The following is a 23,748-nucleotide window of genomic DNA, read 5'->3' as shown; positions in this document are numbered from 1 at the left end:
CGCCCGTGACGCCGCGCCCGAAACCACCCGAGCGCCACCCGCCACGTCCGGCTGCCAGAAGCCCCGAAAACGGCCGGACCGCAAGCGAATTCTCGATAGAATCGGCTGTTTTCCGACCGTTTCTGCGTGAACGTGTCCGAAATCCCGAACCAACCGTATCGACGATCGTGAAAAAGCCCCGCAGGCGGCGGCCTGCGGGGCTCGGTGTTGGCATTCGGTCAGGATCCGGGCCGCACCGGCGAATCGTGCCGGCCCGGCCCGTCGGCGGCGTCAGTGCGCCGTGATGCCGGCCGCGTCGTCCTCCGCGACCACGGCGGTAGCAGAAGTCGCCGGTTCTTCCCAGGTGATCGGCTCCGGCATGCGCACGAGGGCGTGCTTCAGCACCTCCTCCATGCGCGAGACCGGCACGATTTCGAGCTCCGACTTCACGTTCTCGGGGATGTCCGCCAGATCCTTGGCGTTCTCCTCCGGGATCAGCACCTTCTTGATGCCACCACGCAATGCGGCGAGCAGCTTCTCCTTGAGGCCGCCGATCGGCAGCACCCGGCCGCGCAGCGTGACCTCGCCGGTCATGGCGATGTCCTTCGACACCGGAATGCCGGTCATCACCGACACGACGGTCGTCGCCATCGCGATGCCGGCGGACGGCCCGTCCTTCGGCGTCGCGCCCTCCGGCACGTGGACGTGGATGTCGCGCTTGTCGAACAGCGGCGGCTCGATGCCGTAGTCGATCGCCCGCGAGCGGACGTAGGACGCCGCCGCCGAGATCGATTCCTTCATCACGTCCTTGAGGTTGCCGGTCACCGTCATCTTGCCCTTGCCGGGCATCATGACGGCTTCGATCGTGAGCAGCTCGCCGCCGACTTCCGTCCAGGCAAGACCGGTCACGACGCCGACCTGATCCTCACGCTCGGCCTCGCCGTACCGATAGCGCGGCACGCCGAGATAGTCCTCGAGGTTATCGGCCGTCAGATGCACGACGTCCTTCTTCTTGAGCACGAGATCCTTGGTCGCCTTGCGGGCGAGCGTCGCCATCTCGCGCTCGAGATTGCGGACGCCGGCCTCCCGCGTGTAGCGGCGGATGACCTGGCGCAGCGCGTCGTCGTCGATCGTGAACTCCTTCTCCTTCAGGCCATGGTCCTTCATGGTCTTCGGGATCAGGTGCTTCTTGGAGATCTCGAGCTTCTCGTCCTCGGTGTAGCCCGCGATCCGGATGATCTCCATGCGGTCCATGAGCGGCGCCGGGATGTTCAGCGTGTTCGCGGTCGTCACGAACATCACGTCCGAGAGGTCGTACTCGACCTCCAGATAGTGGTCCATGAACGTGCCGTTCTGCTCCGGATCCAGCACTTCGAGCAGCGCAGACGACGGATCGCCGCGGAAGTCCATGCCCATCTTGTCGATCTCGTCGAGCAGGAAGAGCGGGTTGGACTTCTTGGCCTTGCGCATCGACTGCACGACCTTGCCCGGCATCGAGCCGATATAGGTCCGCCGATGACCGCGGATCTCCGCCTCGTCACGCACGCCGCCGAGCGACACGCGCACGAACTCGCGGCCGGTAGCCTTGGCGATCGACTTGCCGAGCGAAGTTTTGCCGACGCCGGGAGGGCCGACGAGGCACAGGATCGGCCCCTTCAGCTTGTTGGCGCGGGCCTGCACGGCGAGATACTCGACGATGCGGTCCTTGACCTTGTCGAGGCCGTAGTGGTCGTCGTCGAGCACGGCCTGCGCGTTGACGAGGTCCTGCTTCAGCTTCGACTTCTTGCCCCACGGGATATTCAGGAGCCAGTCGAGGTAGTTGCGCACGACGGTGGCTTCAGCCGACATCGGCGACATCTGGCGCAGCTTCTTCAGCTCGCCCATCGCCTTCTCGCTGGCTTCCTTCGAGAGCTTGGTCTTCTTGATCCGGTCCTCGAGCTCGGCCAGCTCGTCGCGGCCGTCCTCGTTGTCGCCGAGTTCCTTCTGGATCGCCTTGATCTGCTCGTTCAGGTAGTACTCGCGCTGCGTCTTCTCCATCTGGCGCTTGACGCGCGAGCGGATGCGCTTCTCGACCTGGAGCACCGAGATCTCGGACTCCATGAAGGCGAGCACCTTCTCGAGCCGCTCCGAAACCGAGACGATCGCAAGCAGCTCCTGCTTCTCCGGGATCTTCACGGCGAGATGGCTCGCCACCGTGTCGGCGAGCTTGGAGTGGTCGTCGATCTGCGTGACCGTGCCGAGAACCTCGGGCGAGACCTTCTTGTTGAGCTTCACGTAGTTCTCGAATTCCGAGACCACGGACCGCGCCAAGGCTTCCATCTCGACCCGCGGGCCGACGCTCTCCGGCAGCGCGCGCGCCTCGGCCTCGTAGAGATCGTCGCGATCGGTGAAGGCGACGATTTCCGCGCGCGAGGCGCCCTCGACCAGCACCTTCACGGTGCCGTCGGGCAGCTTCAGGAGCTGCAGCACGCTCGCGAGTGTGCCGACCGTATAGATCGCGTCCTTGGCCGGATCGTCGTCGGAGGCGTTCTTCTGCGTCGCCAGCAGGATCTGCTTGTCGGCGCGCATGACCTGTTCGAGCGCGCGGATCGACTTTTCGCGGCCGACGAACAGCGGGACGATCATATGGGGGAAGACGACGATGTCCCGGAGCGGAAGAACCGGGTAGACGTCCGTCCCGGCGGAGCCCGCGCCGGACCGGGTGCTTTCGACGGTCATTGCGTGATGTCCTTTCTCGCCGGACGTTTCAGAGGCGCGAGCGGGCGCTCGATCCTCGGACCGTCCGAGCGGGCGGTCCTTGGGCCTTCCGCCGAGCCCGCTGTCGACCGGACGACAGTCCGATCCGCGCTCCCGTTTCAGTCCCTTCATCGGCCGAACCGCCGGCGTCCCTGAGGCCCGCCGCCGGTCCTCCCGGACCACCGTTCGAGACTATTAGGTGGCGCTCGACCGGGGGGGTGTCAAGAACGACGCGAGGACTGTGTGAACGAATTGAGACACTGAAAATTACCTAGCAATTCTAGACGCTTCCGCTGGGTGCATCTGGGACGACCGGTGGATGACCTCCGCCCGCGGCGCGGCGAAGCGACGGAACCGGCACCGGGCCTGCCGGAGATTCGACGGCGCCCCGCCCAGAACAGCCAAGGTTCGGCCGCATCTTCGCCTGCACGCGCCGGCCGATTTCGCCCATGCGATGCACCCGCCGCTTGCGCTATTGCATACAACGCGCTACCGTCTGCTCGGTTGCAGTTGAAAGCCAAACAATCACGAGAAGTACCCTACGGAGCACCGTGGCGGCACCGGCCACGGGTTCCTCGCGGCGGCGCGCCGGTTGCCGCCGCGGCCCATTCGGCGACGCCGTGTCGGACCACGCACACAGGTCGCACCGGGGCCGCATGCCGGGACGAACTCATTCCAGGATCCGTCGCGGCCCCCGCGACGGTCGGCGGACCCGGTCGCGGCGGCGGACCGGAAGCGATCCGTCACGCCCGAAGGCGCCGCCCGGAGGAGGCAGTCCGATGAGCAGCACCGATCTGAGCCCGACCAGCACCCACGTCGCGCTGATGCAGCACTACGCCGAGATGGGCAAGCTCTACGCCGATCTCGACGCCAGCCAGCAGACCTGGACGACCTCGTCGTCGTCGATGTCCTGCGCCTATGTCTTCGTGTACCTGCAGGTCAACGGCACGCTGACCTTTCCCGGCGGCCCGACGCTGACCTTCACCGGCAAGGGCGGCGTGCTCGGCCTCGGCGCGACCGGATCGCTCACCGGCAAGGCCAGCTTCAACGTCGATCCGAACACGCTGAAGGGCGCCTCCGGCATCTCCTTCGAGGCGGCCGGCCTCTCCATCGGCGGCGGCGGCTTCCAGATCACCTGGTACAAGAACAACAAGTACATCGGCCATGGCGAATATGCCGGCGCCGGCGTCCAGCTCGGGACGCCCGGTGGCGGCACCGGCTCGTTCACCTGACGATCGGCGCCGGACGCCGAAGCCCCGGCTTCGACGTCCGCCCCCAAAACGCAAACGCCCGCCGAAAGGCGGGCGTTCTGGTCTGTGCCGTCAGCCCGAACCATCGATCGAGGCTCAGGTCGGCGAAGCGACAGATCCTGCTCAGGCCGACGTCGCGGCCTGGGCCTGATCCTCGTAGATGTAGAGCGGGCGCGCCTTGCCGTCGACGACCTCGCCGGAGATCACGATCTCCTTGACGCCCTTCAGGCCCGGCAGGTCGAACATCGTGTCGAGCAGGATGCCCTCCAGGATCGACCGGAGGCCGCGCGCGCCGGTCTTGCGCTCGATGGCCTTGCGCGCGATCGCCTTCAGCGCGTCCTCGTGGAAGACGAGCTCGACGCCCTCCATCTCGAACAGCCGCTGATACTGGCGCGCGAGCGCGTTCTTCGGCTCGGTCAGGATCTTGATCAGCGCGTCCTCGTCGAGGTCCTCGAGCGTCGCGATGATCGGCAGACGACCGATGAACTCCGGGATCAGGCCGAACTTCAGCAAGTCCTCGGGCTCGACCATCCGGAACAGCGCGCCGGTGCGGCGCTCTTCCGGGGCCGCGACCTTGGCCTTGAAGCCGATCGAGGTGCCCTTGCCGCGGTCCGCGATGATCTTGTCGAGACCCGCGAAGGCGCCGCCGACGACGAACAGGATGTTCGTGGTGTCGACCTGCAGGAACTCCTGCTGCGGATGCTTGCGGCCGCCCTGCGGCGGCACGCTGGCGACCGTGCCTTCCATGATCTTCAACAGCGCCTGCTGGACGCCCTCGCCCGACACGTCGCGGGTGATCGAGGGGTTGTCCGACTTGCGGCTGATCTTGTCGACCTCGTCGATGTAGACGATGCCGCGCTGCGCGCGTTCGACGTTGTAGTCGGCCGCCTGCAGGAGCTTCAGGATGATGTTCTCGACGTCCTCGCCGACATAGCCGGCTTCGGTCAGCGTCGTGGCATCCGACATCGTGAACGGCACGTCGAGGATGCGGGCGAGCGTCTGCGCGAGCAGCGTCTTGCCCGAACCGGTCGGGCCGATCAGCAGCACGTTCGACTTCGCCAGCTCCACGTCGTTGTTCTTCGACGCGTGGTTCAGGCGCTTGTAGTGGTTGTGCACCGCGACCGACAGGACCTTCTTCGCATGGTCCTGGCCGATGACGTAGTCATCCAGGACCTTGCGGATCTCGCGCGGCGTCGGAATACCGTCACGCGACTTCACCAGCGAGGACTTGTTCTCCTCGCGAATGATGTCCATGCACAGTTCGACGCATTCATCGCAGATGAAGACCGTGGGTCCGGCGATGAGTTTCCTGACTTCGTGTTGCGACTTGCCGCAGAACGAGCAGTAGAGGGTGTTCTTCGTGTCGCTTCCGGTGACTTTGCTCATCGTCAACCCCGTCTCGGCGACGGTCGGACGAACCGACCGCTTCCTTCAGCGTCGCGGACCAGAGGCTCACCGTCGATCGCGTCTCTCACGGACCGAAGTCCTTCGAAACACCACCTGCGGCGCCTCTCGCGCCACCCCGAAACAATGCAATCATGCTAGGAGCCCAAAGATCAAGGTTGTCTTAATGTCGCTCCGGAGCATTTCCGGCATCTGACGTAGCGGACGACCAAGGTCGACGCCCGTCCGTGTTTGGGATGCAACAGTCGTCGCGAGGCTAGCCTTTTCTTCTCCTGATCGTGCCCGGCGACGACGCAGGCACCCGGCGCATCACGCACCGGAAGATCATACGATAATCTCGTCACCGTCGCGGCCGATCGGCAGGTTCCCTTCGGGCCGTGGCCCCGGTCGCCTGCGTGTCGGTCGCGACACGCTGTCGTCGTCTCAAGCCCCTTCGAGTGCCGCGCGGCTCTCGAACACGGCATCGACCAGACCGAAGTCCTTGGCCTTCTCCGCCGTCATGAAGTTGTCGCGCTCGAGCGCGGTTTCCACCGCCTCCAGCGTCTGGCCGGTATGCTTCACGTAGATTTCGTTCAGGCGGCGCTTCAGCGCCAGGATCTCCTGGGCATGCAGCGCGATGTCGGACGCCTGACCGCGGAAGCCGGCCGAGGGCTGATGCACCATGACCCGGCTGTTCGGCAGGCAGGCGCGCGAGCCCTTGTCGCCGGCGGTCAGCAGCAGCGAGCCCATCGAGGCCGCCTGGCCGATGCACAGCGTCGCCACCGGCGGCTTGATGAACTGCATCGTGTCGTAGATCGCCAGACCCGCCGTGACGAGACCGCCCGGCGAGTTGATGTACATGGCGATTTCCTTGTTCGGATTCTCCGACTCGAGGAACAGCAGCTGGGCACAGACCAGCGTCGCCATGTAGTCCTCGATCGGACCCGTGATGAAGATGATGCGCTCCTTGAGCAGGCGCGAATAGATATCGTAGGCACGCTCGCCCCGGTTCGTCGTCTCGACGACCATCGGGACCAGCATGCTCATGTACGTGTCGATGGGATCCTTCATCGGGGTCCTGAACCTGCCGTTTCCGCCGGGCGGAACATCCCGCCCAGGCGCACAAAATCTCATCTCCGACCGCCGGATCCGGCGGGGCCGCGAGGCAATCCGGGCCGTCCGGCCCTGCCCCCGGTCGCCGATTCCAGCCGTCTCGAAGGGTGTGAACCCCTTCTCGGCGCACCGTTTTTCGGCGGTTCGGAGCCCGCTCGTCGCGAGCCGTCTCACAACGATACATATTTCATGGGGAGAGCGAGCGAAAGAGGCGATCCCCGCTCGTCCCCCAGAACCCCGCGATACCGTGAACGCGACGTGACACGCCTATCTGGGATCCCGACACCCTCCAAGCAAGGTGCGTTCCAGCGGCGAATGTCGGTTCCGTGACAACGCATCCGCCGGTCGGGCCGGCCGCGCTCGCGCTTGCTCACCCAAAAAGCACGACGGCCCGCGCGAAACGCACGGGCCGTCGAAAGTGTCGCATGTCGGACGTGTCGGTCCGGAGCCGGCGATCACGCCTCTTCCGGATCCTTCATCAGCTCTTCCTTGGTGACGACCTTGTCGGTCACCTTGGCCTGGCCGAGCAGGAAGTCGACGACCTTCTCCTCGAACAGCGGCGCGCGCAGCGTCGCGAGCGCCATCGGGTTCGAGCGGTAGTAGTCGAACACCTGCTTTTCCTGGCCCGGGAACTGGCGGGCACGCTCGACGAGGGCGCGGCTGACCTCCTCGTCGGTCACCTGCACGCTGTTCTTCTCGCCGACCTCCGAGAGGACCAGGCCGAGGCGAACGCGGCGGGCCGCGATCTTCAGGTAGTCCGCGCGAGCGGCCTCCTCGGTCGTCTCCTCGTCGGCGAAGGTGCGGCCGGCCCGCTCCATCTCCTCGGTGGCCTGCTTCCAGATCGTCTCGAACTCGCTGTCGACCAGCTTCGTCGGCAGCGCGAAGTCATAGGCCTCGTCGAGCTTGTCGAGCAGCGCGCGCTTGACCTTGGCGCGGGTCGCCGCCTCGTAGCCCGAGCGGATCTGGTCGCGGATCGCGTCCTTAACCTTGTCGAGCGACTCCATGCCGAGCTTCTTCGCCCACTCGTCATCGAGCGCGAGCTCGCCCGGCGCGGCGACGCCCTTCACCGTGACGGCGAATTCCGCCGCCTTGCCGGCGAGATGGGCGGCCGGATACTCGGCCGGGAACGTCACCTTGACGGTGACCTCGTCGCCGGCCTTGGCACCGACGAGCTGCTCCTCGAAGCCCGGGATGAACTGGCCCGAGCCGAGCACGAGGTCGACGCCCTCGGCCGAACCGCCCTCGAAGGCCTCGCCGTCGATGCGGCCGACGAAATCGATCGTCACGCGATCGCCGTTCTCGGCCTTGGCACCCTCGTCCTTGGCGTTGAACGGGCGATTGCCCTCGGCGATCCGGTCGAGCTGCTCCTGCACCTCGGCGTCGGACACCTCGGCGACCGGACGCTCGAGCTCGACGCCCGAGATGTCCTTGAGCTCGAAGGTCGGCAGCAGCTCGTAGCTGGCCGAGAACGCGAGATCGGCCTGGCCCTCGACGAGCTTTTCGCCATCGACGGTGTCGGCGAGCTTCACTTCCGGGTTCAGCGCCGGGCGCTCCTTGCGCTCCTCGACGGTGGTGCGGATCGCGTCGCCGATGACGGTGTCGATGATCTGCGCCATCTCGGACTTGCCGACCAGCCGCTTCAGGTGCGCGGCCGGGACCTTGCCCGGGCGGAAGCCGTTGATGCGGACCTTGTCCTTCATCTCGGCCAGACGCTTGTCGAGCCGGCTGGCCAGCTCGGAAGCCGGGACGACGAAGCTCAATTCGCGCTTCAGGCCTTCGGAGAGGGTTTCGGTCACCTGCATGGGATAAGACGTCCTGTATCGCCCGTTCGGGTGTTCGTTCGAGGTCGCCGGGGCGCGGCGGTCGCACGCGTCGAGGGACGCGCTCCGCCGGCCTTGGGGGCCACGTCGTCCGGCGATCCTGGACGACCCTCGCAATTTCGGTGCGGCTTCATAATCGCCCCGGGGGGCGAAGGACAAGAGGAAAAGCGTGTTCCCCGCCGATTCCGCCGGGGAGAACGCAGCAAAGGCGCATCGCCGACGCCCGTCCGAGCTGGTCGAAGCCGGTTTGCCGGCTGGCCGACGCCGCCCGCGCCTCCGTGTGCCGGCGAACCGGGACGAGACCTGGTGCGGGCGGAGGGACTCGAACCCCCAAAGCTTGCGCCACCGGAACCTAAATCCGGCGTGTCTACCAATTCCACCACGCCCGCGCGTCGGTGACGGTCGATCGATCGCGCCGGACCTTAGTGCCGGTTCGGCGGGTGGGCAAGTGGCCCCACGCCGAACGGCGTGGACAGGCCATATCCCTCAGGCGTTGCGTCGCGCGAAGCAGACGAACATCGGCCGCGACACCGAAAAGCCGATCGAGCGATAGAGTGCGATCGCCGCCGCGTTGGCGGCATAGGCGTGCAGGAACGGCCGCTCGCCACGCGCGCAGATGTCGGCAGCAACGCGGAGCGACAGTCGCCGGGCGAGCCCGAGACCGCGGAAATCCGGATGCGTGGCGACGCCGGACACCTCCGTGAAGCCCGGCTGGCCGAGCCGCTCGCCGGCCATGGCCACGAGCACGCCGTCGCGGCGGACGCCCCAGAACACGCCGAGGCGCTGCGCCTCCAGCGTGAAAGGCCCCGGCTGCGCGATCGTTGCCAGCGCCAGCATGTCGGCCGCGTCCGCCGGTCCGAGCCGCATGATCTCCGGGTCCGGCCCGCTTTCGATCGGTGCTTCGGCTACCAATTGAACGCCGTCGGCGCTGATCTCGGCAGTAAGGACGTCCGGCAGCACGACCGGATCGCCCTGCAAGAACACAAGCCCGTCGCCCGGTTCGACCAACCCGGCCAGCGCGGCGACGGCGTCGGCGCTGTCGTTGCGGCTGCAGGCGAACGGGCTGATCGAGGGTAAGAAACGTTTCGCGCGATCGTCGCCGAGCGCTACGGACGAATGACGGGTGGCGAGTGCACTATAGATCGGCCGAACCAGACTTTCGGTCATACCCCCAGCCCCCACTTCTGTTGCGGACCACGATGCCGGATCGTCGGCGATGATTGACTTGGACCGGAGAAGAACGCCAGCAGCGCCGCCATTTGTCGTCACCTCCGCGATCATACCGATTGATCCGCGGGCCGTCCTGTCGATCTCTGGGCAGAGCGCCGAGGCGCTGAAGGAGACCAAGAGTGCCGCAACAATCCGCCACAGACGATGAACCCGAGCCGATCCCGGCCCGCCGCCGCGTCGTCCTCTCCGACGGCACCGTGGTGCCGGTGAGCCTCGACGAGGCCAAGGTGCGCGAGGTCGTCTACACCTTCTATCGCGCGGTGCGCGCCGATCCCGTCATCGGTCCGATCTTCGAGGACGCGATCGCGCCCGACGATTGGCCGCGCCATCTCGGCGTCATGGTCGGGTTCTGGTCGTCGATGCTGCTCGGCACCCGCACCTACGACGGCCGGCCGATGCCGAAGCACATTCAGCTGCCCGGCCTCGACGACGTCCATTTCGCCATCTGGCTGAAGCTGTTCCGCGACACGGTCGCCGAGGTCTGCGAACCGGAGGTCGCCGCGCTGTTCGTCGACCGCGCCGAGCGGGTCGCGCACTCGTTCCGGCTCGGGCTCGCCTATTTCCGCGGCCGGGACACGACGACCGTCGAGCGCATGGAAGCCGCCAAGCTCTGACGCCCAAGGATGCGGCCGACTGGGGTTACTGGCCGGCACAACAGACCGGCGCGGCTCAGTCCGAGCCGCCGTAATCGTCCTCGTCCTCGATCTCGGCGAGATCGATCGGCGCCGAGATCCGGACATGCGGCGCCGTCGGCCGCGAACGATCCTCGGGCGGCGGCGGCGCGGCATAGAGGCTGCGCAGCGCGGCCGGCAGCCGATCGGCCAGGTCCTCCGCGATCAATCCCGGCCCGGCCAGCCGGCCGCATTCGCCATGCAGCCAGACCGCCGCCGCCGCCGCCTCGAAGCCCGGCAGCCCGCGCGCCAGGAGCCCGCCGACGAGCCCGGCCAGCACGTCGCCCGAACCGGCGGTGCCGAGATCCGGCGGCGCATTGTCATTGATCGCGGCGCGGCCGTCGGGCCCGGCGATCACCGTGTCCGGACCTTTCAGGATCACCGTCGCGCCCGAACGCGCGACCGCGGCGCGCGCGCGTTCGACCTTGGAGCGGAACGGCTGTCCGGCCGGCGGCTGCAGCGCGAGATCGGGAAACAGCCGCGCGAATTCGCCTTCGTGCGGCGTCAGCACCACCGGGCCGCCGTGGACGCGGATCCGGGCGAACAGCGCTTCCGGATCGTCCTTGAAACTGGTCAGCGCGTCGGCATCGAGCACGGCGGCGCGCCCGCCGCCGTCGAGGATCGCTTCGACCTTGGCGCGGGTTTCCGGCCCGACACCGCAGGCCGGGCCGATCACGACGGCGTTCTTGCGCCGATCGGCCAGGATCTCGGCCAGCCCTTCCGCGCCGTCCATGCGCGCCAGCATGACGGCGGTCAGGTGATGGGCGTTGACCATCAGCGCATCCGGCGGCGACGCGAGCGTCACCAGCCCGGCGCCAACCCGCAAGGCCGCATGCGCGGCGAGCCGCGCCGCGCCGGTGTGGATCATGGAGCCCGAGACGACCACCGCATGGCCGCGGGTATATTTGTGATCCTCGACCGAGGGCGCGCGCAACGCCGCGCCCCACAAGCCCGGCCGGTTGACGAATACGGTCGGTCGGATCTCGTCGAGCACCCAGGGCTCGATGCCGATGTCGGCGACCACGACGTTGCCGCAGTGGACCCGTCCGGGCATCAGCAGATGGCCGGGCTTCTTGCGGAAGAAGGTCACGGTCGTGCCGGCACGCACCGCCGTACCCATGATCCGCCCTGTCGCCCCGTCGATGCCCGAGGGCAGATCGACCGCCACGACCGGCAGACCACGCGCATTGACCGCATCGACGATCGCCGCGGCATCGCCCTCGAGCGGCCGCGACAACCCGGCGCCGAACAGCGCCACGACCACCGTGCCGACACCCTGCAGCAGCCGTTCGATCGTCGCGGCCGAGGCGGTCTCGACCGGCCCGGTCCAGCGCTGCGCGGCCATCGCCGCATCGCCCTTCAGCCGCTCGCGGTCTCCATGCAGCGCGACCCGCAGGATATAGCCACGATCGGCCAGCACGCGCGCGGCGACGAAGCCGTCGCCGCCGTTGTTGCCGGGACCGCACAGCACCAGCACGCGCGTGCCGAGCGGATGGCGGAACGCCACCGCATCGGCAACCGCGCGGCCCGCGCGCTCCATGAGCTGGAACCCGGTCGTGCCGGCCTCGATCGTCAGCCGGTCGGCGCGCGCCATTTCGTCTGGGCTGAGAAGATCGATCAAGATGCTGGTCCAAGGGGTTCGCTGCTCGGGGACGCGCAGTCGACCCGGTTACGCGCCGATCCGCAAGAGGCCATGGCCGGCCACGCCATACAAACCCACATCGGAAAGCAGATGCCGCGCCCCGCGCATACGCCGATCAGCGCTCGCGCAAGCGCCCGCACCAAGCATCCGAACGCCCCGCGATCGGCGCGGAGCCACGCCGATCGAGAATCTGTACGACCGACAGCAAGCGAACGGTCAGTCGTTCTTGCCCGTCCCGCCGCCCTTGGCCTTCAGGTTTTCCTTCTCGGCCAGATCGTTCACCTCCGACATGATGTCCTCCATGTCGAAATCGGAATGAACCGTCTCGGCCATGCGCTGCCGCGGCGCCTCGATGCCGCGCTTCTTCGTCGGCTCGACGCCGACCTGCTCTTCCGATCCTTTGGGGCTGAATTCGTTCACGAGCTCGTCGAGATGGATATCGTCGACCTGCCTCATGATCTCGTTCATTTCCTCGTCGTCGTTCTCGACCTTGTTGTGATCGATCTTGTCGATACGAACCGGCCTGTTGCCCCCGCGCTCGATCGGCGGCTCGTTCCGGTGGCCGATCTCGTTCGGCGGCTGCTCGAGCGGCTTCTGCTGCTGGAGATTCTGGACGATCTGACCTTCCGCATTCGGCCGGTTGCCCTTCTTCGCCTCGGCCTTGTGCATCAGGTTCTCGATGAGCTGCTCGGGCGTCAGCTTCGGCTTGTCGACGAGTTTATCCTGCGGCAAGAACTGATTGATGACCTTCTGCGCGGTCGCCATCGGCAGCGGACGGCCGCCCTTGACGCCGATCGCCGCCCTGATCTCCTCGGCGACGCCCTGTTTCAGCATGCCGCGGCCACCGAGTTCCTTGAGCAGGCTGTCGACGAGCAGTTCCTTGCCGCGCAGATTGCCCTTGTGTCCGCCGAAAGTGAGGCTCTTGAACCAGACCGCCACCCGGCCGCCGGTCGTCGTCCCGACTTGCGTGTGATTCTTGTCGGACGTCAGGTAGGTGTCCTTGGTCTTGGCCTGAAGTATGGAATTCAGATGCGCATTGGTGATCTTGGACATAGCCGCCCCTCCTCGATCAGACGCGAATGAAAGTGTTGGAAAGGGCGTCGATCTCGTCGGCGCCGGCCGCCTCCGGCTGACGCCGATGGATGAAGTCCTGCCAAAGGCCGATCGAAAGGATCGCCTCCTGGATCTGACGGTGCAGGACGGAGGCCGCCAGGCCGCCGACCGTGACGCGATTGGTCCAGACCATCGCCTCAATGACGAAGTCGAGCCCGACGAAGCCATGTCCGGTCCGGAACAGCTGCACCGCGCCCTGCAGCAGACGCGCCCGCAGGTCCTCGAAGGATGTATCGGTCGGCACGTCGATCTCGGAGGTCAGAACGAGGCCGGCGACCTCGTCGACCGCCTCCATCGTGATGACGATACCGTCGAAGCCGAGCGTGACCCGGTTGCTGTCGTCGAAAACAAGGTCAGGAATGCCGATGAGCGCCCCATAATCGCCGAGCAGAACATCAAAGATCCGATTACGGGTAGTCGTGCCGCTCATCAGGGCTGGTCCTCGTCTGTAGCGTCGCTCCCGATCGAGCGGCGCCCATGACCGAGACCTAGCACCGGCAGAACGAAACCATTGTCACGAAAGTCGCAGCCACGCCTTTTCGTACGTCTCCGCGCTGATCGGCCCGGACGGCCCGGACGGCGGCTCGACCGTCAAGGTCCACCGGGCGCGAAACGCACCGATCGAAACGGCCCGGGTCGCAACGACAATCAGCGCCGATGCGCGGCGAAAAAGGCCGGCACCCGCTCGACCACATCGGCCCGCGCGGCCGGATCCGTGCCGAGATGGGCAACACCGGTCCCGTTCCCCGAAAATGCGAGCCCGCGGCGTTCGTGGATCGCGATGCCGGGGTGATCGAACTCGTGGTACGCGCCGGGATAAGTCCGAATCGACACCCGGTCCCCGTGCGCCGTCGCCAGCGCCTCGCAGGGCGCGGCCGGCGTCCAGTCGTCGGCCTCACCGATCAGGATCAGCAGGTCGACCCGCGTCCGCCAGCGCGCCGATGCCGCCGCGACCCGGCAGCCGGGATAGAACGCGACCGCGCTCGCAAAGTCCGGGGCCCCGACGCGCGCCCCCGCCCCGGCTGCACCGCCGACAGCACGGTCGAACCGCCGTTCGACCAGCCGAGCAGATGAATCGCGCGCGAATCGACGAAGGGCTGCGCCGCGGCCCAGGCGAGCGCGCGTCGCACGTCATCGACCCTTTCGCGCGAGGCGCGCGCGACCCGGTCCTTCGCCTTGCACTGCGACGTCACGCCGCGCGAGGCGAAACTGTCCGGGAACAGCACCGAGTAGCCGAGCCGATTCAGCCGTTCGGCCCAGTCGGCATGGCGCCTGGAGAGTTCGCCCTTGCTGGTCCGCAGGCCCCCGCATCCGTGCAGCGCCACCACGAGCGGCGCGGGTCCGCTGCCCGCGCGAAACAACGCCGCGTCGAGGCGTTCCGGGGCCTCGCCTGCAATCGGAGGCAGCGCGATGCGCTCCTCCGCGGCCGCGGCCGGCGTCACCGCCGATGCCGTCGCCGCGAGCAGCCCGGCGGCCGCGACGATGCCCCGAGCCGACATGACAGCGGGCTTTCGGGCCATCGCATGAGCCACGGCCCGCGTCCTGTGCAGCGCACACGTCCATTTCGTGAGCAATTGCATAGTTTTTAATCCCTTGCCCATAGGGCGTCGCCGGGCCAAGATGCCGGCCGCGCACCAATCTGCGCTAAACCTCGGCACTTTCATTGTGCCTTGGCACTGGCACGGCTTGTGCTAAAGACGGGCGCGGATCGGCTCGCCGGTCCCCTCACATTTCTTCGGAGTATCGGAGGCGATGAAGAAAATCGAGGCCATCATCAAGCCCTTCAAGCTCGACGAGGTGAAGGAGGCGCTCCAGGAGGTCGGTCTCCAGGGCATCACCGTCACGGAGGCGAAGGGCTTCGGCCGGCAGAAGGGACACACGGAGCTCTATCGGGGCGCCGAATATGTCGTCGACTTCCTGCCGAAGGTCAAAGTCGAGATCGTGCTTCCCGACGAGTTGGTCGAGAAGGCGGTCGATGCCATTCGCAAGGCCGCCCAGACGGGCCGGATCGGCGACGGCAAGATCTTCGTCTCCAACATCGAGGAAGCGGTGCGCATCCGCACCGGTGAGACCGGGCTCGACGCCATCTGACCCCTCGCGCAAGCGCGCTCGGGCCAAGACTGAGATTCCCGGAAGTATCCCGCCTGTCCGCCGACGCCCGTCGGCAGGACGCATCAGGTAAACGCAAGGGGCAGGTCCCATGACCAAGACTGCGAAAGACGTCCTCAAGCTGATCAAGGAAAACGACGTCAAGTACGTCGACTTCCGCTTCACCGACCCGCGCGGCAAGTGGCAGCACGTGACCTTCGACGTCACCATGGTCGACGAGGACATCTTCGCCGAAGGCACCGCCTTCGACGGCTCGTCGATCGCCGGATGGAAGGCCATCAACGAGTCCGACATGATGCTGATGCCGGACCCGTCCACGGCCGTCATCGATCCGTTCTTCGCGCAGACCACCCTGTCGATCGTCTGCGACATCCTCGAGCCGTCGACCGGCGAGCGCTACACCCGCGACCCGCGCGGCATCGCCAAGAAGGCCGAGGAGTACATGAAGTCGCTCGGCGTCGGCGACACCGTCGTCGTTGGCCCGGAAGCCGAATTCTTCATCTTCTCGGACGTCAAGTACTCGGCGTCGCCGTACAAGACCGGCTTCCAGGTCGATGATCCGGAGCTGCCGATCAACACCGACACCGACTACGAGGGCGGCAACCTCGGCCACCACGTCAAGACCAAGGGCGGCTACTTCCCCGTGCCGCCGATCGACTCCTGCCAGGACATCCGCGGCGAAATGCTCGCCATGATGGCCAAGATGGGCGTCACGGTCGAGAAGCACCATCACGAGGTGGCTTCGGCTCAGCACGAGCTGGGCATGAAGTTCAACACGCTCACCGTGATGGGCGACCAGATGCAGATCTACAAGTACTGCATCCATCAGGTCGCGCAGGCCTACGGCAAGTCGGCCACCTTCATGCCGAAGCCGATCTTCGGCGACAACGGCTCGGGCATGCACGTCCACCAGTCGATCTGGAAGGACGGCAAGCCGGTGTTCGCCGGCAACCAGTATGCGGATCTCTCCGAGACCTGCCTCTACTACATCGGCGGCATCCTGAAGCACGCCAAGGCGCTGAACGCCTTCACCAACCCGTCGACGAACTCCTACAAGCGTCTCGTCCCGGGCTACGAGGCCCCGGTTCTGCTCGCCTACTCGGCGCGTAACCGTTCGGCGTCCTGCCGCATCCCGTACACCACCTCGCCGAAGGCAAAGCGCGTCGAGGTCCGCTTCCCCGATCCGACCGCCAATCCGTACCTCGCCTTCGCGGCGATGCTGATGGCCGGCCTCGACGGCATCGTGAACAAGATCCATCCCGGCCAGGCGATGGACAAGAACCTCTACGATCTGCCGCCGAAGGAGCTCAAGAAGATCCCGACCGTCTGCGGTTCGCTGCGCGAGGCTCTCGAGAGCCTGAAGAAGGACAACGCCTTCCTCACCGCCGGCGGCGTGTTCGACGCGGACTTCATCGAGAGCTACATCGAGCTCAAGTGGGAAGAGCTGATGCGCTACGAGATGACCCCGCATCCGGTCGAGTACGAGATGTACTACTCGGTCTAATCGGTCGTCCGATCGGCAATTTCGGGTCTCACGGCCCGCGAGCGGGGCGCCTTCGGGCGCCCCGTTTCGTTTCGGACGGCGCACACCGAACGGGGCAGCTATCGGGGCGGGGCGGATCCCGCGCGGGGCCCCGGCCCGGACCTCGTCGGCCGCCGCCTGTCCGCGACGTCACGCGAACAGCCGGGGCTCCGCGCCGCACGCCGCCCCTCGCCATCCGCCTGGCACCAGGATATACGGATCATATGCGTTTCGTATTCGAACCATAGACGGGGGCCACCATGGGCATCGTGAACATCGACGAGGATCTGCACGAACAGTTGCGGCGCGCGAGCAAGGTCGCCTGCCGCTCGATCAATGCGCAGGCGGCCTACTGGATCAGGATCGGCATGCTCTGCGAGCTGAACCCGACGCTCGGTTTCGCCGAGATCATGGCCCGCGAACTGCGCGCGGCCGGCGTCGATCCGCGGGCGATCGCCGACGGCGCCCCGGCGGTCGACGCCGCATGACCAAGCAGCCCTGGGAGCTCGCCCTGATGGCCGAATCCGGCCGCCTGCTGGCCTCGGTCTTCACCATGCTCGACCGCACGCCGCTCGCCGGCCGGTCGACGCTCGACATCGATGCCCTGGTCGAGCGCTATATCGTCGAAGACCTGCAGGCGCGGCCGGCGAGCAAGGGGCAATACGGCTACGGCTTCGTGCTCAACGCCTCGGTCAACGAGGTGGTCTGTCACGGCGTGCCGTCGGCGACGACAATCCTGCGCGACGGCGACATCGTGAACCTCGACATCACTATCGAGAAGAACGGCTTCATCGCCGATTCCAGCAAGACCTACCTCATCGGCGCGGTCGATCCGGCCGCGCGGCGGCTGGTGGAGACCGCCTATCAGGCGATGTGGGCCGGCATCCGCGCCGTGCGACCCGGCGCGAGGCTCGGTGACGTCGGCTGGGCGATCGAGCGCCACGCCAAGCGGCACGGCTATTCGGTGGTGCACGAGTACTGCGGCCACGGCATCGGTCGCCAGATGCACGAGCCGCCGCAGGTGCTGCATTTCGGCAAGGCCGGCATCGGCCCCGTGCTCGAGGAAGGCATGGTCTTCACGATCGAGCCGATGCTCAACCGCGGCCGGCGCCGGGTCAGGACCGAGGCCGACGGCTGGACCGTCGTGACCGAGGACGGCTCGCTCTCCGCGCAGTTCGAACACACCGTGGCGGTCACCGCGTCGGGCGTCGCGGTCTTGACCTTGCGGCCGGACGAACAGCCCGGTGGTCCGGGCCGGAAACGCGCCGCCGCCTAGTCCGCACCGCGATCACGCGCTTATCATCGGTAACAATCCGTAGACAGTCCGTCGACGCCGGCCGGGCTATCGCGACCCGGCACACTCGGCTATCCGGCGACCTGAACTTTCGTCGTAGCCGGCCGTTCCGTCCGGCGCATGTCCCGCCGTTGCCTCGACAGGAGCCCGCCCCGATGACCTATCCGCTGACCTCCCTCGCCGTCCCCGTCGCCCGCCTGCTCCTGTCGTTCATGTTCATCATGTCCGGCTGGACCAAGATCGGCGGCTATGCCGCGACTGCCGGGTACATGGCCTCGAAGGGCGTGCCGGCCGGCCTGCTGCCGCTCGTGATCGCCGTGGAACTCGTCGGCGGCCTCATGATCCTGTTCGGCGTCTATGCCCGGATCGTCTCGATCCTGCTCGCCGGCTTCTGCGTGATCTCGGCCGTGCTGTTCCACTACGACCCGGCCAACCAGGGCCAGATGATCAACTTCATGAAGAACCTGACCATCGCCGGCGGCTTCCTGATGATCTACGCCCACGGCGCCGGCGCCTACTCGGTCGACGCCTGGCGCAAGAAGGCTTGATCGTCGATCGACCGCGCGTCCGATCCGTTCGACGCCGTCGCCGTCCCGAGGGACCGCGGCGGCGTTCGCGTTCGAGACCCCCTCGATCGCCGCGCGATCGACCGTCCGTCGCGCCGATCGGGTAGCATCACGGACGATTCGGAGATCGGCACGCAACATGGCCGGTCCCGCCCACGAACGGAGCCGGTCGCCGGCGCGTCGGCCCTGCCGACCGCGGCGACCGCCGACGAGCCGACCGGACCCGCGATGCGCCACCGCCTCCTCGTCTTCGTGCTTCTCGCGACTGTCGCAGCCGTGCTGGCGCTGATCGTGCTGCGCGGCCTCGGCGAGGCGCCGAGCGCCAATTCCTATGCGCTGCTCGCCGACGCCTTCCTGCACGGCCACTACGACTTCCGCGGCTGCTTCGACCAGCACTGTGTCGCCGCCGGCGGATTGAACTACCTTGCGGCCCCGCCCTTCCCGGCCGTGCTCGCAATGCCTTTCGTCATCAAGTCCGGATCCGGCTTCTCCGGCTTCGTGCTGCTGTCCATTCTGCTCGCCGGCCTTGCGCTGCTGGTCTGGCACCGGATCTTCGTCCGGCTCGGCATCGAGCCACGTCTGAGGCTCTGGCTGCTGGTGGCGCTCGGCGCCGCCTCGCCGCTCGCCGAGACCGTCGCGCGCGGCGACCGGCTGGCGCTGTTTGCCGCCGTCGCGGGGTTCCTGATGGCCAGCCTTGCGATCGGCGAGGCGATCGCCGGCCGGCTGATGACCGCCGGTTTCGCGCTCGGCCTCGCCTTCCTGTGTCGGCCGACAGCGCTGTTCCTCCTGCCCTTCGTCGGCGCTTTGACGCTGACCACCAAGGCCCGGGTGCTACCGCCGTCGCCGGAGACCCTGACAAAATTCGGGGCGATCGCGATCGGCGCGGCCGTGCCGGTGCTGTTCCTGCTGTTCTATGACTGGATGCGTTTCGGCGCGCCGTTCGAGACCGGTCAGGCGACCGCCGCGCTATCCGCGGCCGCAACGCCCGGCGACATCGTCGCCGCCGAACGGATCAAGGCCTTCGGCGCCTATTCGCTCGCGGTCGTGCCGGCGAACCTCGCTGCGATGGCGGTCCAAGGCTTTTCGCTGGTGTTCGATCCGCCACGCATGGTGCGGCTGGTCGGTCTCGACCCCGCCGGGGCCTCGTTCCTGGCCAAATGCCCGTGGCTCCTCTTCCTTTTCTTCGCGCCGCGCGACCGCACCGTGGCCTTTGCGGCACTCGCGGTTCTGCCGATGCTCGGCCTGTTCGCGATCTCCTCCGATCTGCCGCGTTACGGCCTCGGCCGGCCGCTGATCGATCTTCTGCCGGTTCTGGCAGTCTATCTCGCAGTCGCGGTCCGCCCCGAGCAGATCGTGATGTTTCGGCTGTTGCTTCTCGTCGGCGTCTCATTGCAGATGCTGACAATCGCCGTCATGATGAAGACGGGATGACGCAATTTCGCTTAAAGACTTGGCAAGCGCGCGAGGCTATGCTCGCGAGCGTTGTTGATGGTGGTTTTCCGGTAGCCTGGCGCACCGGCTCGGCTGACACGGCTTTCATGATGACAACGGACAAGACCCGGATCGTCTGCGTGCCTGCGTCGCGATCCTCCGACGCGAGCCTGCGTCCGTGTCAGACGCGGGCCGCCTTGTCGTGCCGCGTCAGCAGCAGCGGGGCCACGGCGTGACCAATCGCCTCGGCGTCGCCCTCATCCGCACCGCCCTGCTGGCGACCGCCGGGCTGAAGCGCGCCGGCGTGGTGTCGCCGTCGGCCGGACGCGGCGCGATCTTCACGCTCCACCATGTCCGCCCGGCCGGCACGCACGAGCACGGCCCCAATGCGCATCTGTCGGTGACGCCCGCGTTTCTCGATCTGGCGATCCGCACCATCAAGACGGCCGGCCTCGTGCCGCTGGCGCTCGACGCGCTGCCCGAGCGCCTCGCCGACCCGACCGACCGGACGCGCTACTGCGTCTTCACGGTCGACGACGCCTATGTCGATTGCCCGACCTATGCCGCGCCGGTTTTCCGGGCGCACGGCGTGCCCTACACGCTGTTCGTCTGCTCGGGCTTCGTCGAACGCCGCACCAGCATGTGGTGGGAGACCGCCGAGGCGCTGTTCAACGGCCGCACCGAGATCGAGATCGATTTCGGCGACGGCCCGGAACGGCTCGCCTGCGCCACGCCGGCGCTGCGCGCACGCGCCTTCGCCAGGATCGCAGCCGCCGTGACCGGCCCGAACGAGGACGCCGCCATCGCCCGTCTCGATGCCGTCGCGCGCGCCGCCGGGGTCGATCCGCTCGCCCTCGTCGAACAGGACGTCATGGACGCCGCGGCGCTGACCGCGCTCGCCGAGGCCGATCCGCTCGCCGGCTTCGGCGCGCATAGCGAGACCCACGTCAATCTGCACCACGCCACGCCCGAACGCCTCGAGCAGGAGATCGGCCGATCGATCGCCGCTGTCGAGACCTGGGTCGGTCGGCGCCCGAAGGCGCTCGCCTATCCTTATGGGTTTCGCGGCGCCTTCGGCCCGCGCGAGGCTGCGGCCGTCCGGGCGGCGGGCCTCGATCTCGCCGTCACCACCCGCCCCGGCGTGATCGGCGCGACCGGCGCCCCCGACCTCTACGCGCTGCCGCGCATATCGTTGAACGGGCTGCATCAGAGCCGCGCCGCCGTCGAGGCGCTGGTCACCGGCCTGCCGTTCCGGCTGGTCGGCTGATCGCGATCGCGCCCGCCCCGCTCCGGACCGACGGATCAATCCCCCTGCCCAACGCGCGCGATCATGCACGGCACCACCTCGTGACCATCGAGGTCGATTGATCTCTTTTCGGCGGAAAAGCTTGACGCCACTGGAACAAATTGCGAACATAAACATCGATGGAAAGCACGTTCCGTGCGACAATCCCCATGATTCGGAGCCTGGATCTGTTCCGTTCCGGGACGGCTCCCGACTTGCATGATAAGCCGGTTTCGACGTATCGGGGCGCCGGCGCTCGCCCCAAGCCGCCGCCAGCGGGCGGATCATGATCGCTGCATGTCGCCGCCGTGATCGGCGGCCCGGAAGGACCGATGGCCAAGTCTGACGATCTCTTCGCGAGCATGCCCACGACCGCCGCTGCGCGGTCGACCGCGAGCGCCGAGGCGCGGCGGGAAGCGGGTTCGGCAGGTGGGGCAACCCGTCCGGCCGCCGCTGCCGCGGCCCGCCAGGCGGTCGCGGCGGCGAGCCAGGGCGCGCCCGCTGCGCGGCCTGCGCCGCGCGCGAGCTCCGGCGGCACCCCGGGCGAAGCGGACTACAACGCCTCGCACATCGAGGTGCTGGAGGGGCTGGAGCCGGTGCGCCGGCGTCCGGGCATGTACATCGGCGGCACCGACGAAAAGGCGCTGCATCACCTGTTCGCCGAGGTGATCGACAACGCCATGGACGAGGCCGTCGCCGGCCATGCGAGCTTCATCGAGGTCGAGCTCGCCGCCGACGGCATGCTGTCGGTGTTCGACAACGGCCGCGGCATTCCGGTCGACCCGCACCCGAAATATCCGGGCAAGTCGGCGCTCGAAGTGATCATGACCATGCTGCATTCGGGCGGCAAGTTCGACGGCAAGGCCTACGAGACCTCGGGCGGCCTGCACGGCGTCGGCGTCTCGGTGGTCAATGCCCTGTCCGAGCTGCTCGAAGTGGAAGTCGCCAAGAACCGCCGGCTCTATCGGCAGCGTTTTTCGCGCGGACATCCGATTTCCGGTCTCGAGGAACTCGGCGAGGTGATGAACCGGCGCGGCACCACCGTGCGGTTCCGGCCCGACGAGCAGATCTTCGGCGCCGGCGCGCGCTTCGATCCGGCCCGTCTGTTCCGCATGGCGCGCTCGAAGGCGTACCTGTTCGGTGGCGTCGAGATCCGCTGGTCCTGCGCGCCCGAACTCGTCGCCGGCACCGACACGCCCGACAAGGCGGTGTTCCATTTCCCCGGCGGCCTCAAGGACTTCCTAGCCGAGCGGCTGAAGGGCGAGCGCCTCGTCGTCGACGACGTCTTCGCCGGCAAGAACGACGTGAAGGGCCATGGCGCGGTCGAATGGGCCGTCGCCTGGTTCGCCGGCGACGGCTTCGTCTCGTCCTACTGCAACACCGTGCCCACGCCGGAAGGCGGCACGCACGAACAGGGCCTGCGCGTCGCGCTGCTCCGGGGCCTACGCGCCTATGCCGACCTCGTCGGCAACAAGCGCGCGGGCGTGCTGACCACCGACGACGTGATGACCTCGGCCGGCGCGCTGCTCTCGGTGTTCATCCGCGAGCCGGAATTCGTCGGCCAGACCAAGGACAAGCTCGCCACCGGCGAGGCGACCCGCATCGTCGATCAGGCGATCAAGGACGCCTTCGATCACTGGATCGCGGCCTCGCCGGCGCAGGCCGGCCGCCTGCTCGACTGGTCGATCGAACGCGCCGAGGAGCGCCTGAAGCGCCGCCAGGAGAAGGAGGTGCTGCGCAAGACTGCCGTTCGCAAGCTCCGCCTGCCCGGCAAGCTCGCAGATTGCTCGAACACTGCCGCGCAAGGCTCTGAAATCTTTATTGTCGAGGGTGACTCGGCCGGTGGCTCCGCCAAGCAGGCGCGCGACCGCCAGAGCCAGGCCGTGCTGCCGCTCCGCGGCAAGATCCTCAACGTCGCCAATGCCACGCGCGACAAGCTCGGCGCCAACCAGCAGCTCGCCGACCTAATCCAGGCGCTCGGCTGCGGCACGCGCGCGAGCTACCGCGACGCCGAGCTGCGCTACGACAAGGTCGTCGTGATGACCGACGCCGACGTCGACGGCGCCCACATCGCCTCGCTGCTGATCACCTTCTTCTACCGCGAGATGCCGGAGCTGATCCGCGCCGGCCACCTCTATCTGGCGGTGCCGCCGCTCTACCGCATCACCCACGGCTCCAAGACCGTCTACGCCCGCGACGACGCCCACCGCGAACAACTGCTCGCGACCACCTTCAAGGGCAAGAAGCCGGAAATCGGCCGCTTCAAGGGTCTCGGCGAAATGATGCCGGGGCAGTTGAAGGAGACGACCATGGACCCGAAGACGCGCACGCTGCTGCGCGTCCAGGTGGTCGAGGACGACGCCGAGGCGACCAAGGATTCGGTCGAGCGGCTGATGGGCAACAAGCCCGAAGCCCGCTTCGCCTTCATCCAGGAGCGCGCCGCCTTCGCCGACGAGGTCGATCTCGACATCTGAACGCGCCAAGGGGAAGACCCGGCGCGCGGTCTGCGAAGACCCTCGCTCCAGGACGGACACGGCGTACGATCGCGCGCCCGGCCGGACCGAGCCTGTTTGGCGACCCGGTCGTCGAGCCGCCGTTCACCCG

19 protein-coding genes, 1 tRNA gene and 1 pseudogene are annotated in these 23,748 nt (G+C 67.4%); 10 read left to right on the top strand and 11 right to left on the bottom strand.

Annotation, left to right across the window (positions count from 1 at the left end):
- Positions 1–270 precede the first annotated feature (270 nt).
- The gene (gene lon / locus ABS361_06925; protein XBY45966.1) at positions 271–2,697 is read right to left on the bottom strand and encodes an endopeptidase La; all 2,427 of its coding nucleotides are present in this window, start codon (positions 2,695–2,697) and stop codon (positions 271–273) included.
- A 797-nt stretch (positions 2,698–3,494) separates the two neighbouring features.
- Here lon and ABS361_06920 point away from each other — a divergent pair.
- Complete coding sequence (locus ABS361_06920; protein ID XBY45965.1) at positions 3,495–3,947, top strand: hypothetical protein; 453 nt, start codon at positions 3,495–3,497, stop codon at positions 3,945–3,947.
- A 141-nt stretch (positions 3,948–4,088) separates the two neighbouring features.
- Here ABS361_06920 and clpX read toward each other — a convergent pair whose 3' ends face one another.
- From clpX to ABS361_06895, 5 genes are all read right to left on the bottom strand, one after another.
- Positions 4,089–5,351: an ATP-dependent Clp protease ATP-binding subunit ClpX gene (gene clpX, locus ABS361_06915; GenBank protein ID XBY45964.1), complete on the bottom strand. Its 1,263-nt coding sequence runs from the start codon at positions 5,349–5,351 to the stop codon at positions 4,089–4,091.
- Between the two features lie 441 nt (positions 5,352–5,792).
- Positions 5,793–6,419: an ATP-dependent Clp protease proteolytic subunit gene (locus ABS361_06910; GenBank protein ID XBY45963.1), complete on the bottom strand. Its 627-nt coding sequence runs from the start codon at positions 6,417–6,419 to the stop codon at positions 5,793–5,795.
- Positions 6,420–6,916: 497 nt separating this feature from the next.
- The gene (gene tig / locus ABS361_06905; protein ID XBY45962.1) at positions 6,917–8,263 is read right to left on the bottom strand and encodes a trigger factor; all 1,347 of its coding nucleotides are present in this window, start codon (positions 8,261–8,263) and stop codon (positions 6,917–6,919) included.
- Between the two features lie 322 nt (positions 8,264–8,585).
- Positions 8,586–8,670, bottom strand: a tRNA-Leu gene (locus ABS361_06900).
- Positions 8,671–8,767: 97 nt separating this feature from the next.
- Positions 8,768–9,562, bottom strand: a complete 795-nt coding sequence (locus tag ABS361_06895) for a GNAT family N-acetyltransferase (protein XBY45961.1) — start codon at positions 9,560–9,562, stop codon at positions 8,768–8,770.
- Positions 9,563–9,630: 68 nt separating this feature from the next.
- On the opposite strand from ABS361_06895, the gene ABS361_06890 reads away from it, so the two are divergent.
- Positions 9,631–10,125 (top strand): group III truncated hemoglobin, encoded by a 495-nt coding sequence (locus ABS361_06890; GenBank protein XBY45960.1) that lies wholly within the window; start codon positions 9,631–9,633, stop codon positions 10,123–10,125.
- A 55-nt stretch (positions 10,126–10,180) separates the two neighbouring features.
- Here the strand turns inward: ABS361_06890 and ABS361_06885 are convergent, their stop codons facing one another.
- The 5 genes and pseudogenes from ABS361_06885 to ABS361_06865 all read right to left on the bottom strand — a co-directional run bounded on the left by ABS361_06885 (position 10,181) and on the right by ABS361_06865 (position 14,436).
- A complete protein-coding gene (locus ABS361_06885) occupies positions 10,181–11,800 on the bottom strand; it encodes an NAD(P)H-hydrate dehydratase (GenBank protein ID XBY46838.1) in 1,620 nt (539 codons plus the stop codon).
- 240 nt (positions 11,801–12,040) lie between these two features.
- Complete coding sequence (locus ABS361_06880) at positions 12,041–12,877, bottom strand: hypothetical protein (protein XBY45959.1); 837 nt, start codon at positions 12,875–12,877, stop codon at positions 12,041–12,043.
- A 16-nt stretch (positions 12,878–12,893) separates the two neighbouring features.
- The gene (locus ABS361_06875) at positions 12,894–13,367 is read right to left on the bottom strand and encodes a type III secretion system chaperone (GenBank protein ID XBY45958.1); all 474 of its coding nucleotides are present in this window, start codon (positions 13,365–13,367) and stop codon (positions 12,894–12,896) included.
- Between the two features lie 218 nt (positions 13,368–13,585).
- Positions 13,586–13,999, bottom strand: coding sequence for a dienelactone hydrolase family protein (locus tag ABS361_06870; protein ID XBY46837.1), 414 nt, complete (start codon positions 13,997–13,999; stop codon positions 13,586–13,588).
- Between the two features lie 29 nt (positions 14,000–14,028).
- Positions 14,029–14,436, bottom strand: a pseudogene (locus ABS361_06865) (dienelactone hydrolase family protein).
- Positions 14,437–14,689: 253 nt separating this feature from the next.
- Between ABS361_06865 and ABS361_06860 the strand changes: the two are divergent.
- The 8 genes from ABS361_06860 to parE all read left to right on the top strand — a co-directional run bounded on the left by ABS361_06860 (position 14,690) and on the right by parE (position 23,618).
- Positions 14,690–15,028, top strand: a complete 339-nt coding sequence (locus ABS361_06860; GenBank protein ID XBY45957.1) for a P-II family nitrogen regulator — start codon at positions 14,690–14,692, stop codon at positions 15,026–15,028.
- 109 nt (positions 15,029–15,137) lie between these two features.
- Entirely contained in the window at positions 15,138–16,550 is a 1,413-nt protein-coding gene (glnA, locus tag ABS361_06855; protein ID XBY45956.1) for a type I glutamate--ammonia ligase, read from the top strand.
- A gap of 278 nt (positions 16,551–16,828) precedes the next feature.
- A complete protein-coding gene (locus ABS361_06850) occupies positions 16,829–17,056 on the top strand; it encodes a ParD-like family protein (protein XBY45955.1) in 228 nt (75 codons plus the stop codon).
- A complete protein-coding gene (map, locus tag ABS361_06845) occupies positions 17,053–17,844 on the top strand; it encodes a type I methionyl aminopeptidase (GenBank protein XBY45954.1) in 792 nt (263 codons plus the stop codon). The genes ABS361_06850 and map overlap by 4 nt, the downstream gene beginning before the upstream one ends.
- Before the next feature lie 173 nt (positions 17,845–18,017).
- A complete protein-coding gene (locus ABS361_06840) occupies positions 18,018–18,410 on the top strand; it encodes a DoxX family protein (GenBank protein ID XBY45953.1) in 393 nt (130 codons plus the stop codon).
- A 246-nt stretch (positions 18,411–18,656) separates the two neighbouring features.
- A complete protein-coding gene (locus ABS361_06835) occupies positions 18,657–19,859 on the top strand; it encodes a hypothetical protein (protein XBY45952.1) in 1,203 nt (400 codons plus the stop codon).
- A 178-nt stretch (positions 19,860–20,037) separates the two neighbouring features.
- On the top strand, positions 20,038–21,126 hold the full coding sequence (locus ABS361_06830) for a polysaccharide deacetylase family protein (protein XBY45951.1): 1,089 nt from the start codon (positions 20,038–20,040) through the stop codon (positions 21,124–21,126).
- A 350-nt stretch (positions 21,127–21,476) separates the two neighbouring features.
- Positions 21,477–23,618 (top strand): DNA topoisomerase IV subunit B, encoded by a 2,142-nt coding sequence (parE, locus tag ABS361_06825; protein XBY45950.1) that lies wholly within the window; start codon positions 21,477–21,479, stop codon positions 23,616–23,618.
- The last annotated feature ends 130 nt before the right edge of the window (positions 23,619–23,748 follow it).

This window comes from Ancalomicrobiaceae bacterium S20 (assembly GCA_040269895.1).
GTDB classification, from domain to species: domain Bacteria; phylum Pseudomonadota; class Alphaproteobacteria; order Rhizobiales; family Ancalomicrobiaceae; genus Methyloraptor; species Methyloraptor flagellatus.
This window is presented reverse-complemented; position numbering and strand designations above follow the sequence as displayed.

What these genes read in the sequence shown, in the direction of transcription:
- lon (XBY45966.1), bottom strand. Translation starts at nt 2,697, where the DNA reads ATGACCGTCGAAAGCACCCGGTCCGGCGCGGGCTCCGCCGGGACGGAC.
- ABS361_06920 (XBY45965.1), top strand. Translation starts at nt 3,495, where the DNA reads ATGAGCAGCACCGATCTGAGCCCGACCAGCACCCACGTCGCGCTGATG.
- clpX (XBY45964.1), bottom strand. Translation starts at nt 5,351, where the DNA reads ATGAGCAAAGTCACCGGAAGCGACACGAAGAACACCCTCTACTGCTCG.
- ABS361_06910 (XBY45963.1), bottom strand. Translation starts at nt 6,419, where the DNA reads ATGAAGGATCCCATCGACACGTACATGAGCATGCTGGTCCCGATGGTC.
- tig (XBY45962.1), bottom strand. Translation starts at nt 8,263, where the DNA reads ATGCAGGTGACCGAAACCCTCTCCGAAGGCCTGAAGCGCGAATTGAGC.
- ABS361_06895 (XBY45961.1), bottom strand. Translation starts at nt 9,562, where the DNA reads ATGATCGCGGAGGTGACGACAAATGGCGGCGCTGCTGGCGTTCTTCTC.
- ABS361_06880 (XBY45959.1), bottom strand. Translation starts at nt 12,877, where the DNA reads ATGTCCAAGATCACCAATGCGCATCTGAATTCCATACTTCAGGCCAAG.
- ABS361_06875 (XBY45958.1), bottom strand. Translation starts at nt 13,367, where the DNA reads ATGAGCGGCACGACTACCCGTAATCGGATCTTTGATGTTCTGCTCGGC.
- ABS361_06860 (XBY45957.1), top strand. Translation starts at nt 14,690, where the DNA reads ATGAAGAAAATCGAGGCCATCATCAAGCCCTTCAAGCTCGACGAGGTG.
- glnA (XBY45956.1), top strand. Translation starts at nt 15,138, where the DNA reads ATGACCAAGACTGCGAAAGACGTCCTCAAGCTGATCAAGGAAAACGAC.
- ABS361_06850 (XBY45955.1), top strand. Translation starts at nt 16,829, where the DNA reads ATGGGCATCGTGAACATCGACGAGGATCTGCACGAACAGTTGCGGCGC.
- map (XBY45954.1), top strand. Translation starts at nt 17,053, where the DNA reads ATGACCAAGCAGCCCTGGGAGCTCGCCCTGATGGCCGAATCCGGCCGC.
- ABS361_06840 (XBY45953.1), top strand. Translation starts at nt 18,018, where the DNA reads ATGACCTATCCGCTGACCTCCCTCGCCGTCCCCGTCGCCCGCCTGCTC.
- ABS361_06835 (XBY45952.1), top strand. Translation starts at nt 18,657, where the DNA reads ATGCGCCACCGCCTCCTCGTCTTCGTGCTTCTCGCGACTGTCGCAGCC.
- parE (XBY45950.1), top strand. Translation starts at nt 21,477, where the DNA reads ATGGCCAAGTCTGACGATCTCTTCGCGAGCATGCCCACGACCGCCGCT.